We start from the raw sequence: 20,467 nt of genomic DNA, 5'->3' as shown, positions 1-20,467 counted from the left end.
CGTGAGACTCTGGGCGGCGTGACCAACGCGGCGGGGGAGTCGTCGGCCCGGTCCGAGGACTCCCCCGACCCGGCTAGTGGTCCGTCGGCCGAGCCGTCCTCGTCGGAGGAGCCGGCACCGTCGCGGTCGACCGGGGTGCGGTGGGGTGACGGGCCGACGTCCACCCCGGCCGCGAGCGCCCCGTCGGCCGCGAGCGCCCCGTCGGCCGCGAGCGCCACGCCGGGTACGGATCGCGACGAGGACGCGACCCCGCCGTCGGGGTTCGCGGCTCCCGGACCGGGCGACGTGGTCCCGGCGCGCACGTCCGGGACAGCGCCGGACCCGACTCCGGGCGCCGCCTGGCCGAACCCGGCGTTCCAGCCGGGCCCGTGGCAGCAGACCGCTCCGGGATGGGCGCCCCCGCCGTCGCCGGCACCCGACCCCGCCCGGCGCCGACGGGTGCGGCGGATCGTGCTCGGCGTCGTGCTCGCGGTCGTCGTGATCGCCCTCGTGGTCGTCGCCCTGCTGGCGTTCCTCGTCGGCCCGCGGTTCGCGCGGTACGACGTGCTCGACCGGTCCGCCGTCGAACGCGGGGTCACCGACGTGGTGAGCCGCGACTGGAAGCGCCAGGTCACCGGAGTGAGCTGTCCCGACGACCAGCGCGTGCAGCCGGGGACCACCTTCACCTGCACCGGCACCGTCGACGGTCGCCCCGCGACCGTCCCGGTCGACGTGGTGGACGCGTCCGGCACCTACGAGGTCGGCCAGCCGCGGTGATCGGCGAGCACTCCCGGTGCTCCGCGGCCCCGTCGCACCAGCGACCGCGTCGATGATCATGGTCGGCGGGACGGGCCTGCCCTAGGGTCGACGCGCATGGCGACCTGGGACGACGTGCGACGACTCGCGCTCGCGCTGCCCGAGGTGGCCGAGCGGTCGACGCACGGCGGGGCCGTGTCGTGGAAGGTGGCGGGGAAGCTCTTCGTCTGGGAACGGCCGCTGCGCGTGCGCGACCTGGCCGACCTCGGGTGGGCCGAGCAGCCGGGGCCGGTCCTCGGCGCCCGGGTGCCCGACCTCGGGGCGAAGGAGGCGCTCGTCGCCGAGCACGGCGTCTACTTCACCACCCCGCACTTCGACGGACACAGCAGCGTGCTCGTCCACCTCGACCGGGTCGCGGTCGACGAGCTCGGGGAACTGGTCACCGAGGCCTGGTACGCCGTCGCGCCCCCGATGGTCCTGCGCCGCCACCCGCGGGAGTGACACCGGGCGAACACTCGGGTCCGCCCCACCGTCGTCCTCGCGGTCGCGGCAGCGAGCTAGGCGTCCCGCCCGGCGAGGGCGGCCGTCAGCCGGTCCACCGACCCCGTGAGGTTCCACCGCTCGGCCAGGGCGGCGAGGGCGTCCGGGTCGGCCGGCTCGTGGGGGAGCGACCGCGTCGAGCCGGTCCAGTCGATCGGCGCGTCCTTCGCCACGAGTACCACGTCGGGCGCGACCGTCAGGTACGGCGCGGCCTTCACGAGCTTGGTGCGCACGGCGGCCGAGAGCCGGGAGTCCCCGCCGTCGACGACGGCGGTGATCAGCTCGGCCCACGAGTCGAACTTCGACACCACCTGCGAGGCGGTCTTCTCGCCGACGCCCGGCACGCCCGGCAGCCCGTCGGAGGGGTCGCCGCGCAGCATCGCCATCTCGGCGTAGCCGTCGCCGGCACGGCCGACCGGCACGCCGTACTTCGCCGCGACCTCCTCGGGCCCGTACACCTCGTACTTCGACACCCCGCGGGCGATGTAGACGATCCGCACCGGGGTCGGTTCGTCGCGCACCAGCTGGAGCAGGTCGCGGTCCCCGGAGACGACCTCCACGGCGGCGGTCGCCTCGCCGGACGCGAGGGTGCCGATGACGTCGTCGGCCTCGAAGCCCTCCGCACCCGCCGTCGGGATGCCCGCGGCGGCGAGGACGTCGAGGATCACCGGGACCTGGACGCCGAGCTCCGCCGGGGCGGCCTCTGCGTCGGGACCGCCGCCGACGGTCGGGTCGGACGGGTCGATGCCCGACGACGTGTCCACCCGGTGGGCCTTGTACGACGGCAGGGCCCGCACGCGGAACGCCGGGCGCCAGTCACGGTCGAGGCACGCGACGACCGCGGACGGCTGCCGGGCCCGGACGAGGCGGGCGACCATGTCGCAGAACCCGCGGATCGCGTTGACCGGCGTGCCGTCGTCGGCGGTCAGCGACGCCGGCACCCCGTAGAAGGCGCGGAACCACAGGCTCGCCGAGTCCAGCAGCATCACGGGACCCTCGGCTCCGTCACTCATGGGGCGCAAGCGTGCCAGGGTCGGCGGTCGGGGCCGTCACCAGCCGGGCGTAGCGCGTCCCCGCGACCAGCAGCACGAGCCCGGCGCCGAGGAAGACCACGACGCGCGCGAGACCGTCGAGCGCCACCAGGTCGAAGAGGATCAGCTTCGTTACCGCCGCGACGACGAGCACGCCGCCCAGCACGCGGGGGAGGACCGCGCCGACGCCGCGCACCAGCAGCACCAGCGCGAGCGCCGTCCAGGAGATCGTCACCAGCACGTGTCCGGCGAGGAACCCGCCACGGCTCGGCGCGGCCGCGAGGGCCGATGTCACGACGGCGCCCGCCGCCCCGTACAGCCCGACGATCCCGAGCAGGCCCACGACGACGGCCGTGCGGTCGCGTCCACCCAGCAGGTCCGCCCGGGCGACGGCGATCAGCAGCGCGCCCGCGGCCGCGGCGAGGAGCACCCCGACCGCCGCCATCGCGAGCAGCGTCCCCGCCGGGCGGACGTCCCCACCGACGACGACGTCGAGCGGCAGGTCCCGGACCAGCGCGAGACCTCCGCCGGCGACGCCGAACCCGGCCGCGACCACCAGCACGACCGTCCGGCCCGTCCGCGCGGCGAGCACGGCCAGCACCGCCGCGACGGCGAGCAGACCGCCGCCCTGCGCGGTGCCGGTGAGGACCAGGGGCACGGCCTGCAGCCCGACCACACCGGCCACGGCGACCGCCGTGGCGGCCAGGGCCGGGGTCACCGGGACCCGGCCCGTCCCGCGCTCGGCGACCACCGCCGCGACGAGCAGCAGGAGGGCGGCGACCACGTCGAGGACGCCACCCCAGGGGCGGGTGAGTGTCGACGCGACGGCGAGCAGGGGGAGGACCGGGGCGACGAGCGCGGTGCCGGCCACCACCGTGGCCGCCCGGTCCGCGGCGGGCGCGGCCACGAGCACCAGCGCGGCGACGACCCCGACGACGAGCAGCGCCGCGGCCGCCGCGGCCACGCCGACCGGCGAGGATCCGGCGCGTCCGACGGCGTCGGTGGCGAGCAGGCCGACGAGCGCCGCGTACACCGTGGAGACGGCCACGAGGACCGGCCAGGCGCGCCGGGCGGCGACGGGCAGGGCGACCACCACCACGACGACGAGCAGGACCACGAGCAGTGCGCCCGCCGCGTCGACCACGGCCGGCACCAGCAGGTCCACCCCGACCACGACGCCCAGCGCCAGGTCGCGCCGCCGCCAGCGGTCGGCCAGCACCAGCCCACCGCCCGCGACGAGCAGGGCGAGCACCACCGCCGCGGCGGCCGGCAGGAAGCGGTAGAGCGAGGCCGCCGCGGCCACGGTCAGGTACAGGGCCGTGATACCGGTGGCGGCGAGCGAGACCGGACCCGGGTCGGCCGCCCCGTCGGCACCGCGCCGACGCTGCAGGACGACGCCCGCCCCGAGGAGCCCGAGACCGACCAGCCCGCCCATCGCGACGCGGGCCCCGGGGCCGAACCAGCCCCGGGACGCGGCGAGCGCCAGGAGCAGCACGACGCCGAGCAGCGTCACGCCCGCGCCGGTCGCCGCGAGCAGCCGGCCGCCCGACAGCCGGGGGAGACGGGGCCGTCGCGGGCCGACCGGCGCCGGCGGCGCCCAGACCGTCGGGCCCGCCGACCCGGGAGCCGGGCCGCTGACCGGAGGTACGGGCGGCGACGACCGCCGCGGCGGCGCGGACGGCATCCAGGGCCCGACGCCTGCGGGCAGCCCGGCCGGGGGAGCCCACGGCAGCCCGGCGGGCGGTCCGGACGGCAGCCCGGCGGGTGCGGCCGACGGCAGCCCGGCCGGGGGAGCCGACGGAGGACTCGACAGCGGACCCGACGGTGGCGCCGCGGTCGACGGCGGTGCGGGCTCAGGACCGGAGCCGGGCGGGGCGGCAGCCGCGGAGGCACCCGTCGTCGGGACGGGGGAGCCGCGGAGCGCCCCGAGGTCGGAACGGACGGAGGCGAGGCGGGCGCCGAGGTCGGCGAGCTCGCCGTCGAGCCGGTCGAGCAGGGCGGTGGGGTCCCCGGGATGCGTCATGCGGTCACCCTCACCCGACCCGGCGGGCCCGGACAGGGGGCGACTACCTAGTCGCGTCTGGGAAGCTGAGCGGCAGGGAGAGACGACCGGACGGCGGTCGTCACGCCGGAGGAGGAGCGCACCGTGACGGCTGAGGCCCCGCCGGACGAGGGCCCGGGGCTCGGCGCGCAGAGCCTCGTCCAACTCGTGGTCACCCGCATCCGCGCCGACATCCTGCGGGGTGCCCTGGCCCCCGGGGAGCGCCTGGTCGAGGAGCAGCTGACGCGACGGTTCGGGACCAGTCGGGCGCCGCTGCGCGAGGCGTTGCGTCTGCTCGGCGAGCAGGGGCTGGTCGAGCACCTGCCACGGCGGGGCGTGCGGGTCGTGGACCTCTCGCCCCAGGACATCGAGGAGCTGTTCGGGCTCCGCGACGCGCTGGAGCGGTTCGCGGTCGGCACGGCGCTGGCCGACGGCCCGCCGGCGCCGGACCGGCTGGCCGCGCTCGAGCGGACCATCGGGCGCATCGAGACGGCGGTGGGCGCGGACCGGGCGGACGCGCACCGCGAGTTCCACCTCGCGCTCGTCGCGCTGGCTGGCCACCGCCACCTGCTGCGGGTCTACGAGCCGGTCCTGCTGCAGCTGCAGCTCTACATGGCCACCAACATGCGCCGGGAGGCCGAGGTGCGCAGCGCCGCCGAGGGCGTCCGACGCCACCGCGCGCTGTACGACGCCGTCGCGAGCGGGGACGTCGACGCGGCGCTCGAGGCGCTGTCGACCCACGGGGCCCGGACCTACCTGGTGTCCGAGCTGGACGAGACCCGGCGCTGAGCCGGGCCACCGTCCCGGTCGCGGCGTCACACAGGCGTAACCGCAGGGGCCGGTCGCCGACATCAAACGGTCGACAATCGACCGTATGCCGAGCACCGCCCTCACCCCCGGGACCCGCCCCGCGGACGTCGTGGAGGCGGTCCTGGCGCGGATCGCCGAGCGGGGCGACGACGGGGTGTGGATCACGGTCGCCGACCGCGACGCGTTGCACGCGCGGGCCGGGGAGCTCGAGGCCCTGGCGCCCGGGCACCGGGGCCCGCTGCACGGCGTGCCCGTGGCGGTGAAGGACAACATCGACGTCGCAGGCCTGCCGACCACCGCCGCCTGCCCCGCCTTCACCCGCCGCGCCGACACCGACGCCGCTGCGGTGCGACGGCTGCGCGAGGCCGGCGCGATCGTCGACGGGAAGACCAACCTCGACCAGTTCGCCACGGGACTCAACGGCGGTCGCTCGCCCTACGGCGCCCCCGAGAGCGTGTTCGGCGGCGACCTGGTGTCCGGCGGATCGAGCTCGGGCAGCGCGGTGGCGGTCGCCGCGGGCATCATCCCGCTCGCGCTCGGCACCGACACGGCGGGCTCCGGGCGGGTCCCGGCCGCCCTGAACGGGATCCTCGGGCTCAAGCCGACCCGCGGCATCGTCGGGACCTCCGGCGTGGTGCCGGCCTGCCGGTCCCTCGACTGCGTCAGCGTCTTCACCCGCGAGCTCGACCTCGCCGCCCGCGCCCTCGACGTCCTCGTCGGGCCCGATCCGGTCGACCCCTGGTCGCGCCGCTACCGCCCCACGCCGCCCGTCGCCCGGCCGGCGCTGGCCGTGCCCGGCGACCTCGACGTCGCCGACGCGTTCGCCGGCGACCGGGCCATGGCGCTCGCCTTCCACGCGGCCGTGGAGCGGGCGGGGGCCGCGACCGGGGCGGTCGTCGAGACCCCGACCGCACCCCTGCGCGAGGCGGGCGACCTCCTCTACGGCGGACCGTGGGCGGCCGAGCGGCTCGCCGCCCTGCAGGAGTTCACCGACACGCACCCCGACGAGGTGCTCCCCGTGATCCGGACCGTGATCGCCCGGGGCGCCGAGTTCAGCGCCGTCGACACCTTCCGCGCCCGACACCGGCTGCAGGAGCTGCGCGCGTGGACGGCCCGGCTGTTCGAGCGCGCCGACCTGCTTCTGCTCCCGACCGTGCCCACCACCTTCACCCGCGCCGAGCTCGCCGCCGAGCCCGTCGCCCGCAACCTCGTCCTCGGCCGGTGGACCCAGGCCACCAACCTGCTCGACCTCGCGGCCCTCGCCCTCCCGGCGGGGACGACGCCCGACGGCCGGCCCGTCGGCGTGACCCTCGTCGGCCCCGCCCACAGCGACGCCGCCCTGCTCGCCGCCGCCCGCACGCTGCTGCCCGCCCTGCTGCCCGACCTGCGCCCGCCCTCGACCCAGGAGGCCCCGTGACGACCGACTCCCTCCCCACGACCGGGACGGCACCCCCGGCACCCCGACCCGCCGTCATCGGCCCGGTCGACGCGGCGCCCTACGCCTGGCCCTACGACGGGTCCGTGCCGACCGAGCGGGTCGCCCTGATCTGCATCGACTGGCAGATCGACTTCTGCGGACCGGGCGGCTACGTCGACCGCATGGGCTACGACATCGCCCTCACCCGGGAGGGGCTGGCGCCCACGGCGCGCATGCTCGCGCTCGCCCGCGAGACCGGGATGCTCGTCGTGCACACCCGCGAGGGGCACGCCCCCGACCTGTCCGACCTGCCCGCGAACAAGCGGTGGCGCTCGGCGCAGATCGGCGCGGAGATCGGCAGCGAGGGCCCGACGGGCCGCATCCTGGTCCGCGGCGAGCCGGGCTGGGAGATCGTCCCCGAGGTCGCGCCGTGGCCCGGCGAGGTGCTGATCGACAAGCCGGGCAAGGGCGCGTTCTACGCGACGCAGCTCGACCTGGTGCTGCGCACCCACGGGATCACGCACCTCATCCTCACCGGCATCACGACCGACGTGTGCGTGCACACGACGATGCGGGAGGCCAACGACCGCGGACTCGAGTGCGTGATCCTCTCCGACGCGACGGGGGCGACCGACCCGGCCAACCACGCCGCGGCGCTGCACATGGTGACGATGCAGGGCGGGGTGTTCGGAGCGGTCGCGACGTCGGACGCCGTACTGGCGGGGGTCCGGTCGTGACCGTGACGGTGGACGCCGACCCCGGCCCCTTCGAGCTCGACGTCGCGACGACGGCGCTCGTCATCATCGACATGCAGCGCGACTTCTGCGAGCCGGGCGGCTTCGGCGAGACCCTCGGCAACGACGTGTCGCTGCTGCGTGGCGTCATCCCCCCGCTGCAACGGGTCCTCGCCGCCGCCCGCGCGCTCGGCATGACCGTCGTGCACACCCGCGAGGGCCACGTGCCGGACCTCTCGGACTGCCCGCCCGCCAAGCTGCACCGCGGGTCGCCGTCGCTGCGGATCGGCGACCCCGGGCCGAAGGGCCGCATCCTCGTGCGGGGCGAATACGGCCACGACATCGTCGACGAGCTCGCCCCGGTCGAGGGTGAGCTCGTCGTCGACAAGCCCGGCAAGGGCTCGTTCCACGGCACGTCGTTCGGGGCGGAGCTCGCCGCCCGCGGGATCACCCGGCTCGTGGTCACCGGCGTGACCACCGAGGTGTGCGTGCACACCACCGTCCGCGAGGCCAACGACCGCGGCTACGAGTGCCTCGTCCTGTCCGACTGCGTCGGCTCCTACTTCCCCGAGTTCCAGCGCGTCGGGCTCGCCATGATCGCCGCGCAGGGCGGGATCTTCGGCTGGGTCGCGCCCTCGGCGGCCCTGCTCACCGCGCTGCCCGTCACCGCCCTCGAAGGGACCCCGTCATGAGCACGCCGACCACCGAGAGCACCGCCCCGCCCCGCCTGTCCTGGTGGGTCGCCGGCGACACCAACGCCTTCTTCGGTCTCGGGTTCAACACGCTGGTCAACGTGCTCGTGCTGTCCGGGCTCTGCGTCGGCGTCGTGAAGATCCCGGGCGCCGAGGTCTTCGGGGTCATCCTCCCGGCCCTGGGCGTGCAGCTGCTCCTGGGCAACGTCTACTACACCTGGCTCGCGCGGCGGCTCGCCCGCCGGGAGGGCCGCGACGACGTCTGCGCGATGCCCTACGGCCCCTCCGTGCCGCACATGTTCATCGTCGTCTTCGTGATCATGCTGCCGATCGCGCTGACCACCGGGAACCCGCTCGTGGCCTGGGCCGCGGGCCTGGCCTGGTGCTTCATCATCGGGCTGATCGTGCTGCTCGGCGCCTTCGTCGGGCCGTACATCCGCCGCTACACCCCGCAGGCGGCGATGCTCGGCACGCTCGCGGGCGTCTCGATCGCCTTCATCTCGATGCGCCCCGCCGCCCAGATGTTCACCGCGCTGTGGATCTCGCTGCCGGTCATGGTGATCATCCTGATCGGCTTCTTCACCGACCTGCGCCTGCCGGGCAACATCCCGGTGGGGCTCGCGGCCCTGCTGGTCGGCACCGCGATCGGCTGGATCGGCGGGTACATGTCTGTGCCCGAGGTGGTCACGGCGGCGCAGGACGTGTCCGTCTCCCTGCCGTCGATCGACCTCGGCCGCCTCGGGACGGGGCTCGTCGACGTCGCCCCGCTGCTCGCGACGGCGATCCCGCTCGGCATCTACAACTTCACCGAGGGCATGACGAACGTGGAGTCGGCCGCGGTCGCGGGCGACTCGTACAACCTGCGCTCGGTGCTGCTCGCCGACGGCGCCGGGGCGGTCCTCGGGTCGGCCCTGGGCTGCCCGTTCCCGCCGGCGGTCTACATCGGCCACCCGGGCTGGAAGTCGGCGGGCGGGCGCACCACCTACTCGTTGGCCTCCGGCGTCGTCATCGCCCTGCTGTGCTTCCTCGGCATGTTCTCGCTGCTCGGAGCCCTGCTGCCGCTCCCCGCGATCGTGCCGATCCTGCTCTACATCGGGCTGCTCATCGGCGCCCAGGCCTTCCGCGAGACGCCGTCGCGGCACGCCGTCGCCGTGGTCTTCGCGATCATCCCCAACATCGCGTCCTGGGCCACGGGCCTGATGGACGACGCCCTCGACGCGGCGGGCACCACGGCCGACCGCGTGGGGGAGGGGGCCCTGTCCAACGCCGGTCTCGTCTACCACGGCACGGCGCTGCTCGGCGGCGGCGCGATCCTGGCCGGTCTCGTGCTCGGGTCGATCACCGCCTTCATCATCGACAAGCAGTTCTTCGCGGCGGCGGCCTACGCCCTCGCCGGCGCGGTGCTCGGCTTCGTCGGGCTGATCCACGCCGAGTCGGTGGGCTGGGGGGTCGGCGGGCAGATCGCCCTGGGCTACCTCTTCGCCGGGATCGTGCTGCTCGGCTTCGGGTTCGTGCACCGGCGGGCCCACGACGACGGGTCGGAGCCGGTCGAGGAGGACCAGGCGGACGCCGTGGTCGCGGAGGAGCCCGCAGCCACAGACCCCCGCGAGCCGGCCCGCGTGGAGCCCGCGTGACCGTGCCGCCCCGGACGGGGCCGCGCGCGGCGGCGTTCGACGACGAGGACGTCGCGGCCGAGGTGGCCGCGGTGTTCGCCCGGTACGAGCGGGCGCTGCGCGAGGCCGACGTGGCGACGCTGACCGAGCTCTTCTGGGACGACGGCCGCTGCGTGCGCTACGGGGTCGCCGACCGCCAGCAGGGCGCCGCGGAGATCGCGGCGTGGCGGGCGGCGCACCCCGGCGTGCCGCCGGGCCGCCGGCTGTCCGGGACGGTGGTGCTGCCGCTCGGCCCGGACGCCGCCGTCGTGAGCACGCTGTTCGCGTACCCGGACTCCCCGCGCGAGGGACGCCAGACGCAGACGTGGGCGCGGACGGCCGCGGGGTGGCGGATCGTCGCCGCGCACGTCTCGGAGATCCCCGGGCACTGACCGGGACGGCACCGTCGCGGCGGTTAGGCTCCGACCATGGCTCCGCTCGCCGACCAGGTCACCGCCCGCCTCGACCGTGCGCGCCGGCTCGCCGCGGACGCCGGTCTCGACGCGCTGGTCGTCACGCCCGGCCCCGACCTGCAGTACCTCGCGGGCGTCGTGAAGCACTCCCACGAGCGGCTCTCGGCCCTCGTCCTGCCCACGCAGGACGAGGCCGCGTTCGTCGTGCCGCGCCTGGAGCGCCCGGGCCTGGACGGCACCGGGGTGGACCGGGCGGGCATCCGCGTCCTCGACTGGGTCGACGGTGAGGACCCGCACGGGCTCGTGGCGGCGTGCCTGGACGGGGCGAAGCGCGTCGCGGTCGCGTCCGACATGCCGGCCCTGCACGTGCTGGGCCTGCGCGACGCCCTGCCGCTGGCCACCCAGGAGCTCGCCACGCCGGTGCTGCGCGAGCTGCGGATGCGCAAGGACCCGGCCGAGATCGAGTACCTGCGCCGGGCCGGTGCCGCCATCGACTCCGTGCACGAGCAGGTGCCGGGGCTGCTGCGGGCCGGGCGCACCGAGGCCGAGGTCGGCGCGGACATCACCGCCGCGATCGTCGAGGCCGGGCACGCCGAGGCGGCCTTCGTGATCGTGGGATCAGGCCCGAACGGGGCGAGCCCGCACCACGAGGTGTCCGACCGGGTCATCGAGTCCGGCGACGTGGTCGTGGTCGACATCGGCGGGCCGCTGCCCGAGGGCTACAACTCCGACTGCACCCGCACCTACGTCGTCGGTGGGGCCACCGACGAGATCGTGAACGTCTACGCGGTGCTGCAGCGCGCCCAGGCGGCGGCCGTGGCGGCCGCCCGCCCCGGCGTCACCGCCGAGAGCGTCGACGAGGCCGCCCGTGCGATCATCCGCGAGGCCGGGTTCGGGGACAACTTCGTGCACCGCACGGGCCACGGGATCGGGCTCGAGGTCCACGAGGAGCCCTACATCGTCGCGGGCAACGGGCTGGCGCTCGAGCCGGGCATGGCGTTCTCCGTCGAACCGGGCATCTACTTCGACGGCCGGTGGGGCGCCCGCATCGAGGACATCGTGGTGGTCACCGAGGACGGGTGCGAGGCGGTCAACACCCGCCCCCACGAGCTGCTGTCGTGCTGACGGCCCCGCGGCGGGGGACGGCCGCCCGACGGCGCCGGCCCACGCGCGCGACCGGCCTCCGCGCGGCCGCGGCCGTCGTCGCGGGGCTCGCGCTCTACGTCTCGTTCCCGCCGCTGGGCTGGTGGTGGGCCGCGCCGCTCGGGATCGCGCTGCTGGTCGCGACGGTCGCCGACCGGTCCTGGCGCGCCGCCCTCGGCTGGGGCGCGCTCGCGGCGGTGGCCTACGAGTACCCGCTGCTGTCCTGGACCGGCACCTACGTCGGTGCGGTCTGGTTGTTCGCGCTGCTCGTCGTCGTGCTGGCCACCGCGGTCCCGGTCGCGTTCGTCCCCCTGCTCGCCCGGCTGCCCGGCGCCCCGCTGTGGATCGCGTGCCTCTGGGTGGCGGGGGAGGCGCTGATCGAGCGCGAACCCTTCGGCGGCTTCCCCTGGTCCAAGCTGGCCTTCGGCCAGGCGGGCGGCGCCTACGCGACGCTCGCCTCCCTCGGCGGCGCCCCGCTGGTCAGCTTCGCGGTCGTCCTCTCCGGCGCCGGCCTCCGGGCCCTGCTGCGCTCCCCCCGACGGCGGGTCCTGCCGGGCCTGGGGGCGCTCGTCGCGGTCCTGCTCGGACCCGTCGTCGGGATCGCGGTGCCCGCCCACCCGCTCGCCGCGCCGGGCGACCGGACGATCACCGTGGCGGCCGTGCAGGGCAACGTGCCGCGGGCGGGCCTGGACTTCGCGAGCCAGCGCCGGGCGGTGCTCGACAACCACGTCCGGGAGACCCAGCAGCTCGCGGCCGGGGTGGCGGCCGGCCGGACCGCGCGGCCGGATCTGGTGATCTGGCCGGAGAACTCCTCGGACATCGACCCGTTCCGCAACCCGGACGCGCGCGCGGAGATCCAGGCGGTCACCGACGAGGTCGGGGTGCCCGTCGTCGTGGGCGCGGTGCTGCAGGGCACGCGGGACGCGGACGGGACGATCGTGCAGGGGCCACGCAACGTCGCCGTCGTCTGGACCCCGCGGGTCGGGCCGACCGACCAGTACGTCAAGCGCCACCTGCTGCCGTTCGGGGAGTACATCCCGATCCGCGGGCTCGCGTCGGTGTTCTCCGCCGACGTCTCCCGGGTCACCGACTTCGAGCCCGGCACCGGCGCGCCCGTGCTCGACGCCGGACCCGCCCGGCTCGGCGTCGCGACCTGCTACGAGGTGGTCTTCGACGGCGACGTCCGCGACGCGGTGACGGCGGGCGCGGACCTGCTGACGGTGCCCACGAACAACGCGACCTTCGGCTTCACCAACATGACCTACCAGCAGCAGGGGATGAGCCGGCTGCGCGCGGTGGAGCACGACCGGGCCGTCGTCATCGCCGCGACGAGCGGGCAGAGCGCGGTCATCGCGCCGGACGGCACCGTGCTCGACCGGACCGGTGAACTCTTCACGCCGGGCGTGCTGGTCGACCGGGTACCGCTGCGGACCACGACTACCCTGGCCACCCGGCTCGGCGCGGGCCCCGAGTGGGTGCTCGCCGGCCTCGGGGTGGCGGCGGTCGTCGTCGGGGGCGTCGTCCGACGGCGGCGACGGGAGGGCGGGGCGGCATGAGCGCGCAGCGGTCGCAGGAGACCCGGGTGCCCTCGGCCCCGGCCGCACCGGCGGCGGACGGCCGCGGGGTGCTCGTCGTCGTGCCGACCTACGACGAGCGGGAGAACCTGCCCGGCATCGTGGCGCGGGTGCTCGACACCGTCCCGGCGGTGCGGCTGCTGGTGGTCGACGACGGCAGCCCCGACGGCACGGGGGAACTGGCCGACGGCCTCGCCGCCCGCGACGACCGGGTCACCGTGCTCCACCACCGCCCGAAGCGCGGACTGGGGGCGGCGTACGTCGACGCCTTCGCGCACGTCATGGCCACCCACCCGGCCGACGACGTCGGGTGGATCGTCCAGATGGACGCCGACGGATCGCACGCCCCGGAGGACCTCCCGGCGATGCTCGCGGCGGCGCGGGACGACGGCGCCGACCTCGTCCTCGGCTCGCGGTACGTGCCGGGCGGCCGGGTGGTGAACTGGCCCTGGTACCGCAACGCGCTCTCCCGATCGGCCAACGTCTACTCCCGCCGGGCGTTGCGCCTCCCGGTCCGGGACGTCACCGGCGGGTTCCGGCTGTTCCGTCGCGAGGCGCTCGAGGCGGTGACCGCCAGCCCGGTGTCCTCCCAGGGCTACTGCTTCCAGGTCGACCTCGCGTTCCGCGTGCAGCGGGCGGGCTATGCCGTCCGCGAGGTGCCGATCGTGTTCACCGAACGCTGTGCGGGCGCCTCGAAGATGAGCGGCGCCGTGGTGCGGGAGGCGCTCTGGCGCGTCACGGTGTGGGGCGTCCGCGACCGTCTGACGCGCCGACCCCGGACGCACGACGACCCCGCCACCGGGCGGTGACGGGGTCGTCGGTGGTGCGGGGCGGGATCAGGCGCCGCGGCGCTCCTTGAGGAGGTCGAGGCGCTCCTCCAGCAGCTCCTGCAGCTCCGGCTCGGAGCGGCGCTCGAGCAGCATGTCCCAGTGGGTGCGCGGCGGCTTGACCTTCTTCTGCTCGGGCTCCGTGCCGTCGATCCGCTTGCCCTCCTCGCCGTGGAGGCGACATTCCCAGGTGACCGGGGCCTCGGCGTCGTCGGAGAACGGGACCTCGAAGTCGTGGCCCTTGGGGCAGCGGTAGGCGAAGGCGCGGCGGGGGGCGAGGTCGTGGTCGCGGTCGGTCTCGTAGCTGACGGCTCCGAGGCGGCTTCCACGGAGGACGCGGTCGGCCATGAGTGCTGTCCTTTCCTCGACTGCGTGCATGTCGCCCTCGTGGGGCGACCCCGGTCCCAACGTCGGGCGTCCCGTGTTCGTTCCCACGACACCGGTCGGACACGTGGTCGTGACCCGTCTCACGCCGGCCCGTGCGACGGTTCCGCGACCCCTGGCACACATCGATGTGTTCACCACGGTGTTACCCGCGGACCGAGCACGTCACACCGGGCGGCGCGCCGGCGGGTCGTGGGCCACCGGCGGTCAGCCGGTCGGCCACCCGCCCCGCACGACGAGGACCTCCCGCAGCAGGTCCGGGCGGTCGGTCATCAGTCCGTCGACCCCCAGGTCGAGCAGCCGGTGCATCTCCGAGGGCCGGTCGATCGTCCACACGTGCACCTCGATGCCGAGGGCGTGCGCCGCCGCGACCGACACCGGGTCGATCACCGGCAGCGCGCCGAAGTGCGTCGGCAGCTGGGCGAGGTCCCCGCCGACCGGGACCCGGCGGGCGAGCGGCCCCGGGAGGACCGACCGCCAGCGCAGCGACAGTGCGGCCCGCGCCGAGACCCCGGTGACCACCCGGTCCCCGAAGCGCTGCCGCACCGCCCGCAGCCGGCCCTCGTCGGTGCTGGCGACGGCCACCCGCTCGGCGACGTCGTCGCGTTCCAGCAGGTCGAGCATCGGGCGCAGCGAGCCGGGCGACTTGATGTCGACGTTGAACCGCAGCTCGGGCTCGGCCTCCAGCACCTCCTCGAGACGCGGCAGGCGTTCGCGGCCGCGGACCCGCACCTCGGCGAGGTCGGCCCAGTCCAGGGCCCGCAGCACCCCGGGATGGCCCGCCACGCGCCGCAGCGTGGCGTCGTGGTGGACGACGAGGACACCGTCGCGGGTCGCGTGCACGTCGGTCTCGACGTAGGCGAAGCCCTCCTCCCGGGCGCGGGTGAAGGCGGCGAGGGTGTTCTCGAGCCCCGCGAGGTCCCCGACGTGCCAGCCCCGGTGGGCGAACGCCCGCGGGCGGGGAGCGGCGAGGTAGGGGTGGGAGCGGACGGCCGGCAGCACGGGCCGCAGTCTGCCCGACCCGGACGACCGGCGGGTGTCGCCGGGACGGCCCGGACGTGTCCCGGGAGGAGCAGCCGTTTCCCCCGGACGCCGGTCACGGCCGTGACACGGAGTCATCACGACCCTGGTACGAAGATCAGCGGTCACTCCCTGGCCACCTTGGGGGGATACGTACACATGGAGTAGTGTCGCGTCGGTCATCCACGACAACGAGAGTTCGGACTCGGGGGACGAATGACGCGCTCGCGGCAGGGCCGCTCGGGGGAAGCGGGTGAACCCGCCGGTCTGCCCTTGTGGGCCCAGCGCCACCTCGACGAGTCCGGTTACACGCCGGCCGTCACCACGAGCCACCGTCGGGGTGACGCGCGTTCCCGGACCGAGAGCCCGCTGCGGGGCTGGGGTCTCGCGATCCTCTCCGTCGCCGCGGCCGTCACCGCCGTGCCGCTGGCCGTCAACGCCGTGGCGAACGACCGCTCGAGCGACCCGCTGCCCACCGTGGACACCTACACCGCCGGCTCCCCCCAGGCGCTGGACGGGGGCCAGGGCGGCGCGACCCGGCGCGGACCCTCCGACGTGACCGGGGACCCGGCCACCGCGGGCATCCTCACCGTGCCCGGCCCCGGGGCACCGCCGGCCGCGCCTCCCGCGCCCGTCGTCCCGGCCCCGCTGCCGGCCGCTGTCGTGCGCCCGACCCAGCCCGCCGTGCCGACCCTGATCACCCCACGGGCGGCGACGCCGACGACGGCCCCGACCACGAAGCCCACGACCACCACGACGGGCGCGGGCGACGGCCAGGGCAGGAGCGGCACGCCGACCGGCACCACGAAGCCCACGTCGGGCTCGAAGTCGGCCCCGTCGGGCGGGAACGACGGCGGCGGCGGACAGAAGGGCCTCGTGCCCCAGGTCGCGGACACCGCCGGCAAGACCGTCAACGGGCTCGGGAAGGCCGTCGGCGGTCTGCTCTAGCTAGTCCGGCAGCTCGACCCCGTCGGTCAGCGCCCCCGCGTAGAGGTCGCCGTGCTCGGCGATGCGGTCGAGCACCGCGGCCGGGGAGAACACGAGTGCGTCGGCGTCGTCGGCCGCCTCGACCTCGTCCCACGTCAGCGGCGTCGACACCGTCGGCACCCCGTGCGCGGCCCGCGCCCGGAGCGAGTACGGGGCGACGGTGGTCTTCGCGGTGTTGTTCTGCGACCAGTCGATGAACACGCGGCCGCCGCGGCGGTCCTTGGCCATCACCGCCGTCACGTCGTCCGGCGTCTCGCGGGCGAGCTCCTGCGCGATCGCCCGGGCGTACTCCGACGTCCGACCCGGATCGGCCACGACGACGGGCGCGGTCATCTGCATGCCCTTCGAGCCGCTGGTCTTCACCACCGGCACCAGCCCGTCGTCGTGCAGGCGGTCCCGGACCCGGCACGCGACCCGGGCGCACTCCGGCAGACCGGTGCCGGGCCCCGGGTCGAGGTCGAACACGAGCTCGTCCGGCGGCTGCGGCACGTCGTCCGGATCGACCCGCCACTGCGGGACGTGCAGCTCGAGCACGGCGAGGTTGGCCAGGTACACCAGCGTCGCGAGCTCCTCCACGACGACGAAGCGGGCCGAGTCCGACCCCCGCGACGAGCCCGGCGTCGGGACCACGACCGTCCGCAGCCAGTCCGGGGCGTTGCGACCCGCGTTCTTCTCGTAGAAGGACTCGCCGTCGATGCCGTCGGGGAAGCGGCGCAGCGTCAGGGGGCGGCCGGCGAGGTGGGGGAGCAGGGTGTCGGCGACCCGGGCGTAGTAGTCGACCACCGCGTTCTTCGGAGTCCCGGGGTACAGCTCCTTGTCGAGGTTGGACAGCTTGAGCGCGCGGCCCCCGACCGAGACGCGCGGGGACTGCACGTCGCGGGGCGGCCGGGCTTTCTCCTCACCCTTCCTCGTGACGAGCCAGTCCTCGTCCGACGGTCGAGCTCCGCTGCGCTGCACCTGCCGCCCGTCGGCGTTGCGCTTCGGCCGGAAGAACACGAACCGCCCGTCGGCCCGCTCCCCGCGCAGCCTCACCGCGACCTCGTCGTCGGTCCACTTCTCGGTCTCGTAGGTGCCCCTATCCCAGATCGTCATGGACCCGCCGCCGTACTCGCCGGCCGGGATCTCGCCGTGGAAGTCGAGGTACTCCAGCGGGTGGTCCTCGGTGTGCACGGCGAGGCGCGGCGCCCCGGGGCCGTCGGGCAGCCCCTTCGGCACGGCCCAGCAGACGAGCACGCCGCCGCGCTCCAGCCGGACGTCGTAGTGCAGCCGCCGGGCGTGGTGCTCCTGGATGACGAACCGACCGCCCGCGTCGGTGTCGGCACTCCCGACCTCCCCGAACGGCTCGGGTGTCCGCCCCGGGTCCCGTTTGTCCCGGTAGGTCCGGAGTTCGCCCATCGTCCCCACCCCTCGTGTCGGCTCACCGTGAAGGATCCCACTGGCGACACAGGTGCCGGTGGTGCGTACCAGGCATAGTCTCCGGGCCGTGGCGAGCGCGGTGACAGGGTTCTCGACGGCGCACGAGGAGGCGGTCGCCGCCGCCCGGGAGCGCCTCGCCGCGCTGCCCGCCGACGCGCCGGTGCGGCTGCACAAGAAGACGTCGAACCTGTTCCGCTTCCGCGACGGCGCCGGGGGCCTCGAGGTCGACGGCCTCGACCGCGTGCTCCACGTCGACCCCGTCGCGCGCACCGCCGACGTCGGCGGGATGACGACCTACGAGGACCTCGTGGCGGCGACGCTGCCGCACGGCCTCATGCCGCTCGTGGCGCCGCAGCTCAAGACGATCACGCTGGGCGGCGCGGTGGTGGGGCTCGGCATCGAGTCGACCTCGTTCCGCGACGGCCTGCCGCACGAGTCCGTGCTCGCGGCCGACGTCCTCACCGGCGCCGGGGAGATCGTCCACGCGACGCCCGACAACGAGGCCGCCGACCTGCACGCGGCCCTCGCCAACTCCTACGGGACGCTCGGCTACGCGGTCGCCCTGACCATCGAGCTCGCCCCGGTGCGTCCCTTCGTGGCGCTGCGCCACCTCCGGTTCGACGACGCCGCGTCGATGGCCGACGCGTGCGCGCGCATCACCGCGGAGCGCCGGTACGACGGCGAGGCCGTCGACTTCCTCGACGGCACCGTCTTCACCGCCGGCGAGCAGTACCTCACCCTCGGGCGGCTCGTCGACGAGGCCCCGTACCTGTCCGACTACACCGGGCAGGGCATCTACTACCGCTCGATCCAGCAGCGCCACACCGACCACCTGTCGATCCACGACTACCTGTGGCGTTGGGACACCGACTGGTTCTGGTGCTCGCGGGCCCTCGGCGTCCAGCACCCGCTGGTGCGCCGGGTGTGGCCGTCGCGTCTGCGCCGCAGCGACGTCTACCGCCGCCTGGTCGCGCTCGACCGCCGCTACGGGATCTCCGAGCGCATCCAGACGCGGGCCACCGGGGCGGCCGGCGTCGAACCGATCATCCAGGACGTCGAGGTCCCCGTGGAGCACCTCGCGGAGTTCCTGGACTTCTTCCACCGCGAGATCGGCATCAGTCCGGTGTGGGTCTGCCCGCTGCGGCTGCGCGGGGACCGCACCTGGCCCCTCTACCCCCTGGAACCGCACCGGACCTACGTCAACGTCGGCTTCTGGTCCGACGCCCTGCTCCGGCCGGGGATGGCGCGCGATCACCACAACCGGCTGATCGAGCGGAAGCTCATGGAGCTCGAGGGACACAAGTCCCTGTACTCCACGGCGAGTTACACCCAGGACGAGTTCGACACGCTCTACGGAGGCGCGGCCTACCGGGACCTCAAGGCCCGGTACGACCCCGCCGGGCGGTTGCCGGACCTCTACACCAAGTGCGTGCTGAATTCGTAGGAGGAGTCATGAGCGCACCTGCCGTGGCGGAGCTGTTCCGCCCGGTCCTCGGACCCGAAGCCCCGATCACCGTGAAGGCCTACGACGGCAGCCTCTCCCGCCCCGCCGGCGGCGGGTCGGTGGCCACCGTCGACGTCCGGAGCGAGACGGCGCTGGCCTACCTGGCCGGATCGCCGAACTCGCTCGGGCTGGCCCGGGCCTTCGTGTCCGGTCACCTCGACGTCGACGGCGACCTCTACACCGCCCTCACCGCGATGAGCGAGCTGACGATCTCCGACGTCTCGCCGCGCACGCTCGCGGAGATGGCGCTGCGCCTCGCGCCGATCCGGCTCCGCCACCGCAACCTCGCGCCGCCGCCGCAGGAGCACCGTCAGCACGGCTGGCTGCACTCGAAGTCGCGCGACGCCGAGGCCATCGCCCACCACTACGACGTCTCGAACCGCTTCTACGAGATGGTGCTCGGGCCGTCGATGGCCTACACCTGCGCGGCCTACCCGAGCGAGACCTCGTCGCTCGAGGAGGCCCAGTTCGCGAAGCACGCGCTGGTCGCGGAGAAGCTGGCGCTGCGGCCCGGGATGCGCCTGCTCGACGTCGGGTGCGGCTGGGGCCAGATGTCGATGCACGCCGCGGAGCACCACGGGGTGCGGGCGCTCGGCGTGACGCTCTCGCGGGACCAGGCGCTGTGGGCGCAGAAGGAGGTCGCACGCCGCGGCCTGTCCGACCTCGTGGAGATCCGCCACGGCGACTACCGCGACGTCACCGAGACCGAGTTCGACGCCGTGGCCTCCATCGGGCTCACCGAGCACATCGGACGCGCGCAGCTCAAGCCGTACTTCGCGTTCCTGTACGCGAAGCTGCGGACCGGCGGCCGCCTGCTCAACCACTGCATCACCCGGCCCGACGCCAACCACCGGGCCCACGCCGACCCCTTCATCGACCGCTACGTCTTCCCCGACGGCGAGCTCCTGCCGGTCGGCTACCTCGTCTCGCGGATGAACGGGGCGGGCTTCGAGATCCGTCACGAGGAGAATCTGCGCGAGCACTACTCGAAGACGCTCAAGGCCTGGACCGCCAACCTCGAGGCGAACTGGGACGAGTGCGTCGCCGAGGCGGGGGAGGGCAGCGCCCGCGTGTGGAAGCTCTACATGCCCGCGTGCGCGGTCGGCTTCGACCTCAACAACATCCAGCTCCACCAGGTGCTCGGCGTGAAGCTCGACGACCAGGGCCGCTCCGGCTTCCCGCTGCGTCCGGCGTACTGACGGGTGCGCTCCGCGCTCGTGAGCACTTTCCGTCGCTGTAGCGACGGAAAGTGCTCACCGGGGCGGAGCCCACCTCGCGGCCGCGGCGGCCATGCGCGCGTCCTCGGCGGCGAGCACGTCCTGCCGGACGCCGCGGTCGGTCACCCCGACCGGCCCGGCGGCCCCGTCGAACCCCTCCGCGGTCGCCGTCAGCACGTGGGCGTCCGCGGCGTCGAGGAGCCGGTCGAGCAGCTCGTGACCGGTCCGCGGCGCGGCGTGCCAGTCGAGGGTCGGCGCGCCCGCGGCCGGGGGAGCGGGCTGCTCCGGCGCGGCGGGCTGGCGACGACGGGGCCCGCGGGCACCGCCGCG

19 protein-coding genes are annotated in these 20,467 nt (G+C 75.2%); 14 read left to right on the top strand and 5 right to left on the bottom strand.

What is annotated here, in order from left to right:
• Positions 1 to 18 precede the first annotated feature (18 nt).
• Complete coding sequence (locus tag A3CO_RS36040; protein WP_018333487.1) at positions 19 to 756, top strand: DUF4333 domain-containing protein; 738 nt, start codon at positions 19 to 21, stop codon at positions 754 to 756.
• Positions 757 to 852: 96 nt separating this feature from the next.
• The gene (locus A3CO_RS0117250; protein WP_018333486.1) at positions 853 to 1,236 is read left to right on the top strand and encodes an MmcQ/YjbR family DNA-binding protein; all 384 of its coding nucleotides are present in this window, start codon (positions 853 to 855) and stop codon (positions 1,234 to 1,236) included.
• A gap of 56 nt (positions 1,237 to 1,292) precedes the next feature.
• Here A3CO_RS0117250 and A3CO_RS0117245 read toward each other — a convergent pair whose 3' ends face one another.
• Together A3CO_RS0117245 and A3CO_RS32845 are read right to left on the bottom strand one after the other, a co-directional pair.
• Complete coding sequence (locus A3CO_RS0117245; RefSeq protein ID WP_033414592.1) at positions 1,293 to 2,288, bottom strand: 5'-3' exonuclease; 996 nt, start codon at positions 2,286 to 2,288, stop codon at positions 1,293 to 1,295.
• Positions 2,281 to 4,329, bottom strand: coding sequence for a DUF2339 domain-containing protein (locus A3CO_RS32845; RefSeq protein ID WP_018333484.1), 2,049 nt, complete (start codon positions 4,327 to 4,329; stop codon positions 2,281 to 2,283). The genes A3CO_RS0117245 and A3CO_RS32845 overlap by 8 nt, the downstream gene beginning before the upstream one ends.
• Before the next feature lie 123 nt (positions 4,330 to 4,452).
• Here A3CO_RS32845 and A3CO_RS0117235 point away from each other — a divergent pair, with 123 nt between their 5' ends.
• The 9 genes from A3CO_RS0117235 to A3CO_RS0117195 all read left to right on the top strand — a co-directional run bounded on the left by A3CO_RS0117235 (position 4,453) and on the right by A3CO_RS0117195 (position 13,591).
• Positions 4,453 to 5,136, top strand: coding sequence for a GntR family transcriptional regulator (locus A3CO_RS0117235; RefSeq protein WP_018333483.1), 684 nt, complete (start codon positions 4,453 to 4,455; stop codon positions 5,134 to 5,136).
• 85 nt (positions 5,137 to 5,221) lie between these two features.
• A complete protein-coding gene (locus A3CO_RS0117230; protein WP_018333482.1) occupies positions 5,222 to 6,574 on the top strand; it encodes an allophanate hydrolase in 1,353 nt (450 codons plus the stop codon).
• The gene (gene biuH, locus A3CO_RS0117225; protein ID WP_018333481.1) at positions 6,571 to 7,311 is read left to right on the top strand and encodes a biuret amidohydrolase; all 741 of its coding nucleotides are present in this window, start codon (positions 6,571 to 6,573) and stop codon (positions 7,309 to 7,311) included. The genes A3CO_RS0117230 and biuH overlap by 4 nt, the downstream gene beginning before the upstream one ends.
• Positions 7,308 to 8,000 carry a cysteine hydrolase family protein gene (locus tag A3CO_RS0117220; RefSeq protein ID WP_018333480.1) on the top strand — a complete coding sequence of 231 codons (693 nt, stop codon included), beginning with the start codon at positions 7,308 to 7,310 and terminating at the stop codon, positions 7,998 to 8,000. The genes biuH and A3CO_RS0117220 overlap by 4 nt, the downstream gene beginning before the upstream one ends.
• Complete coding sequence (locus A3CO_RS0117215; protein ID WP_018333479.1) at positions 7,997 to 9,634, top strand: xanthine/uracil/vitamin C permease; 1,638 nt, start codon at positions 7,997 to 7,999, stop codon at positions 9,632 to 9,634. Before A3CO_RS0117220 ends, A3CO_RS0117215 begins: the two co-directional genes overlap by 4 nt.
• A complete protein-coding gene (locus A3CO_RS0117210; RefSeq protein ID WP_018333478.1) occupies positions 9,631 to 10,044 on the top strand; it encodes an AtzH-like domain-containing protein in 414 nt (137 codons plus the stop codon). The genes A3CO_RS0117215 and A3CO_RS0117210 overlap by 4 nt, the downstream gene beginning before the upstream one ends.
• A gap of 36 nt (positions 10,045 to 10,080) precedes the next feature.
• Entirely contained in the window at positions 10,081 to 11,190 is a 1,110-nt protein-coding gene (locus A3CO_RS0117205) for a M24 family metallopeptidase (RefSeq protein ID WP_018333477.1), read from the top strand.
• Positions 11,184 to 12,764: an apolipoprotein N-acyltransferase gene (lnt, locus tag A3CO_RS32840; protein WP_018333476.1), complete on the top strand. Its 1,581-nt coding sequence runs from the start codon at positions 11,184 to 11,186 to the stop codon at positions 12,762 to 12,764. The genes A3CO_RS0117205 and lnt overlap by 7 nt, the downstream gene beginning before the upstream one ends.
• Complete coding sequence (locus tag A3CO_RS0117195) at positions 12,761 to 13,591, top strand: polyprenol monophosphomannose synthase (RefSeq protein WP_018333475.1); 831 nt, start codon at positions 12,761 to 12,763, stop codon at positions 13,589 to 13,591. The genes lnt and A3CO_RS0117195 overlap by 4 nt, the downstream gene beginning before the upstream one ends.
• Positions 13,592 to 13,618: 27 nt before the next feature.
• Here A3CO_RS0117195 and A3CO_RS0117190 read toward each other — a convergent pair whose 3' ends face one another.
• Positions 13,619 to 13,957 carry an RNA polymerase-binding protein RbpA gene (locus A3CO_RS0117190; RefSeq protein WP_018333474.1) on the bottom strand — a complete coding sequence of 113 codons (339 nt, stop codon included), beginning with the start codon at positions 13,955 to 13,957 and terminating at the stop codon, positions 13,619 to 13,621.
• Positions 13,958 to 14,200: 243 nt separating this feature from the next.
• Positions 14,201 to 14,995, bottom strand: a complete 795-nt coding sequence (locus tag A3CO_RS0117185) for a glycerophosphodiester phosphodiesterase family protein (RefSeq protein WP_018333473.1) — start codon at positions 14,993 to 14,995, stop codon at positions 14,201 to 14,203.
• Between the two features lie 234 nt (positions 14,996 to 15,229).
• On the opposite strand from A3CO_RS0117185, the gene A3CO_RS0117180 reads away from it, so the two are divergent.
• The gene (locus A3CO_RS0117180) at positions 15,230 to 15,961 is read left to right on the top strand and encodes a hypothetical protein (RefSeq protein WP_026204705.1); all 732 of its coding nucleotides are present in this window, start codon (positions 15,230 to 15,232) and stop codon (positions 15,959 to 15,961) included.
• On the opposite strand, the gene ligD is transcribed toward A3CO_RS0117180, so the two are convergent.
• Positions 15,962 to 17,395, bottom strand: coding sequence for a non-homologous end-joining DNA ligase (gene ligD, locus A3CO_RS39625; RefSeq protein WP_157647669.1), 1,434 nt, complete (start codon positions 17,393 to 17,395; stop codon positions 15,962 to 15,964).
• 88 nt (positions 17,396 to 17,483) lie between these two features.
• On the opposite strand from ligD, the gene A3CO_RS0117170 reads away from it, so the two are divergent.
• Both A3CO_RS0117170 and A3CO_RS0117165 read left to right on the top strand, forming a co-directional pair.
• Positions 17,484 to 18,860 (top strand): FAD-binding oxidoreductase, encoded by a 1,377-nt coding sequence (locus A3CO_RS0117170; RefSeq protein WP_018333471.1) that lies wholly within the window; start codon positions 17,484 to 17,486, stop codon positions 18,858 to 18,860.
• A gap of 8 nt (positions 18,861 to 18,868) precedes the next feature.
• Positions 18,869 to 20,119, top strand: coding sequence for an SAM-dependent methyltransferase (locus A3CO_RS0117165; RefSeq protein ID WP_033414591.1), 1,251 nt, complete (start codon positions 18,869 to 18,871; stop codon positions 20,117 to 20,119).
• Positions 20,120 to 20,467: the final 348 nt, after the last annotated feature.

This window comes from Actinomycetospora chiangmaiensis DSM 45062 (genome assembly GCF_000379625.1).
GTDB lineage: Bacteria > Actinomycetota > Actinomycetes > Mycobacteriales > Pseudonocardiaceae > Actinomycetospora > Actinomycetospora chiangmaiensis.
The sequence above is the reverse complement of the archived record's forward strand: the minus strand, read 5'-3'. Positions and strand labels throughout refer to the sequence as shown.

Coding starts and splice junctions, on each gene's coding strand:
- A3CO_RS0117250 (WP_018333486.1), top strand. CDS start 853: ATGGCGACCTGGGACGACGTGCGACGACTCGCGCTCGCGCTGCCCGAG.
- A3CO_RS0117245 (WP_033414592.1), bottom strand. CDS start 2,288: ATGAGTGACGGAGCCGAGGGTCCCGTGATGCTGCTGGACTCGGCGAGC.
- A3CO_RS32845 (WP_018333484.1), bottom strand. CDS start 4,329: ATGACGCATCCCGGGGACCCCACCGCCCTGCTCGACCGGCTCGACGGC.
- A3CO_RS0117230 (WP_018333482.1), top strand. CDS start 5,222: ATGCCGAGCACCGCCCTCACCCCCGGGACCCGCCCCGCGGACGTCGTG.
- A3CO_RS0117215 (WP_018333479.1), top strand. CDS start 7,997: ATGAGCACGCCGACCACCGAGAGCACCGCCCCGCCCCGCCTGTCCTGG.
- A3CO_RS0117205 (WP_018333477.1), top strand. CDS start 10,081: ATGGCTCCGCTCGCCGACCAGGTCACCGCCCGCCTCGACCGTGCGCGC.
- A3CO_RS0117195 (WP_018333475.1), top strand. CDS start 12,761: ATGAGCGCGCAGCGGTCGCAGGAGACCCGGGTGCCCTCGGCCCCGGCC.
- A3CO_RS0117190 (WP_018333474.1), bottom strand. CDS start 13,957: ATGGCCGACCGCGTCCTCCGTGGAAGCCGCCTCGGAGCCGTCAGCTAC.
- A3CO_RS0117180 (WP_026204705.1), top strand. CDS start 15,230: ATGACGCGCTCGCGGCAGGGCCGCTCGGGGGAAGCGGGTGAACCCGCC.
- ligD (WP_157647669.1), bottom strand. CDS start 17,395: ATGGGCGAACTCCGGACCTACCGGGACAAACGGGACCCGGGGCGGACA.
- A3CO_RS0117165 (WP_033414591.1), top strand. CDS start 18,869: ATGAGCGCACCTGCCGTGGCGGAGCTGTTCCGCCCGGTCCTCGGACCC.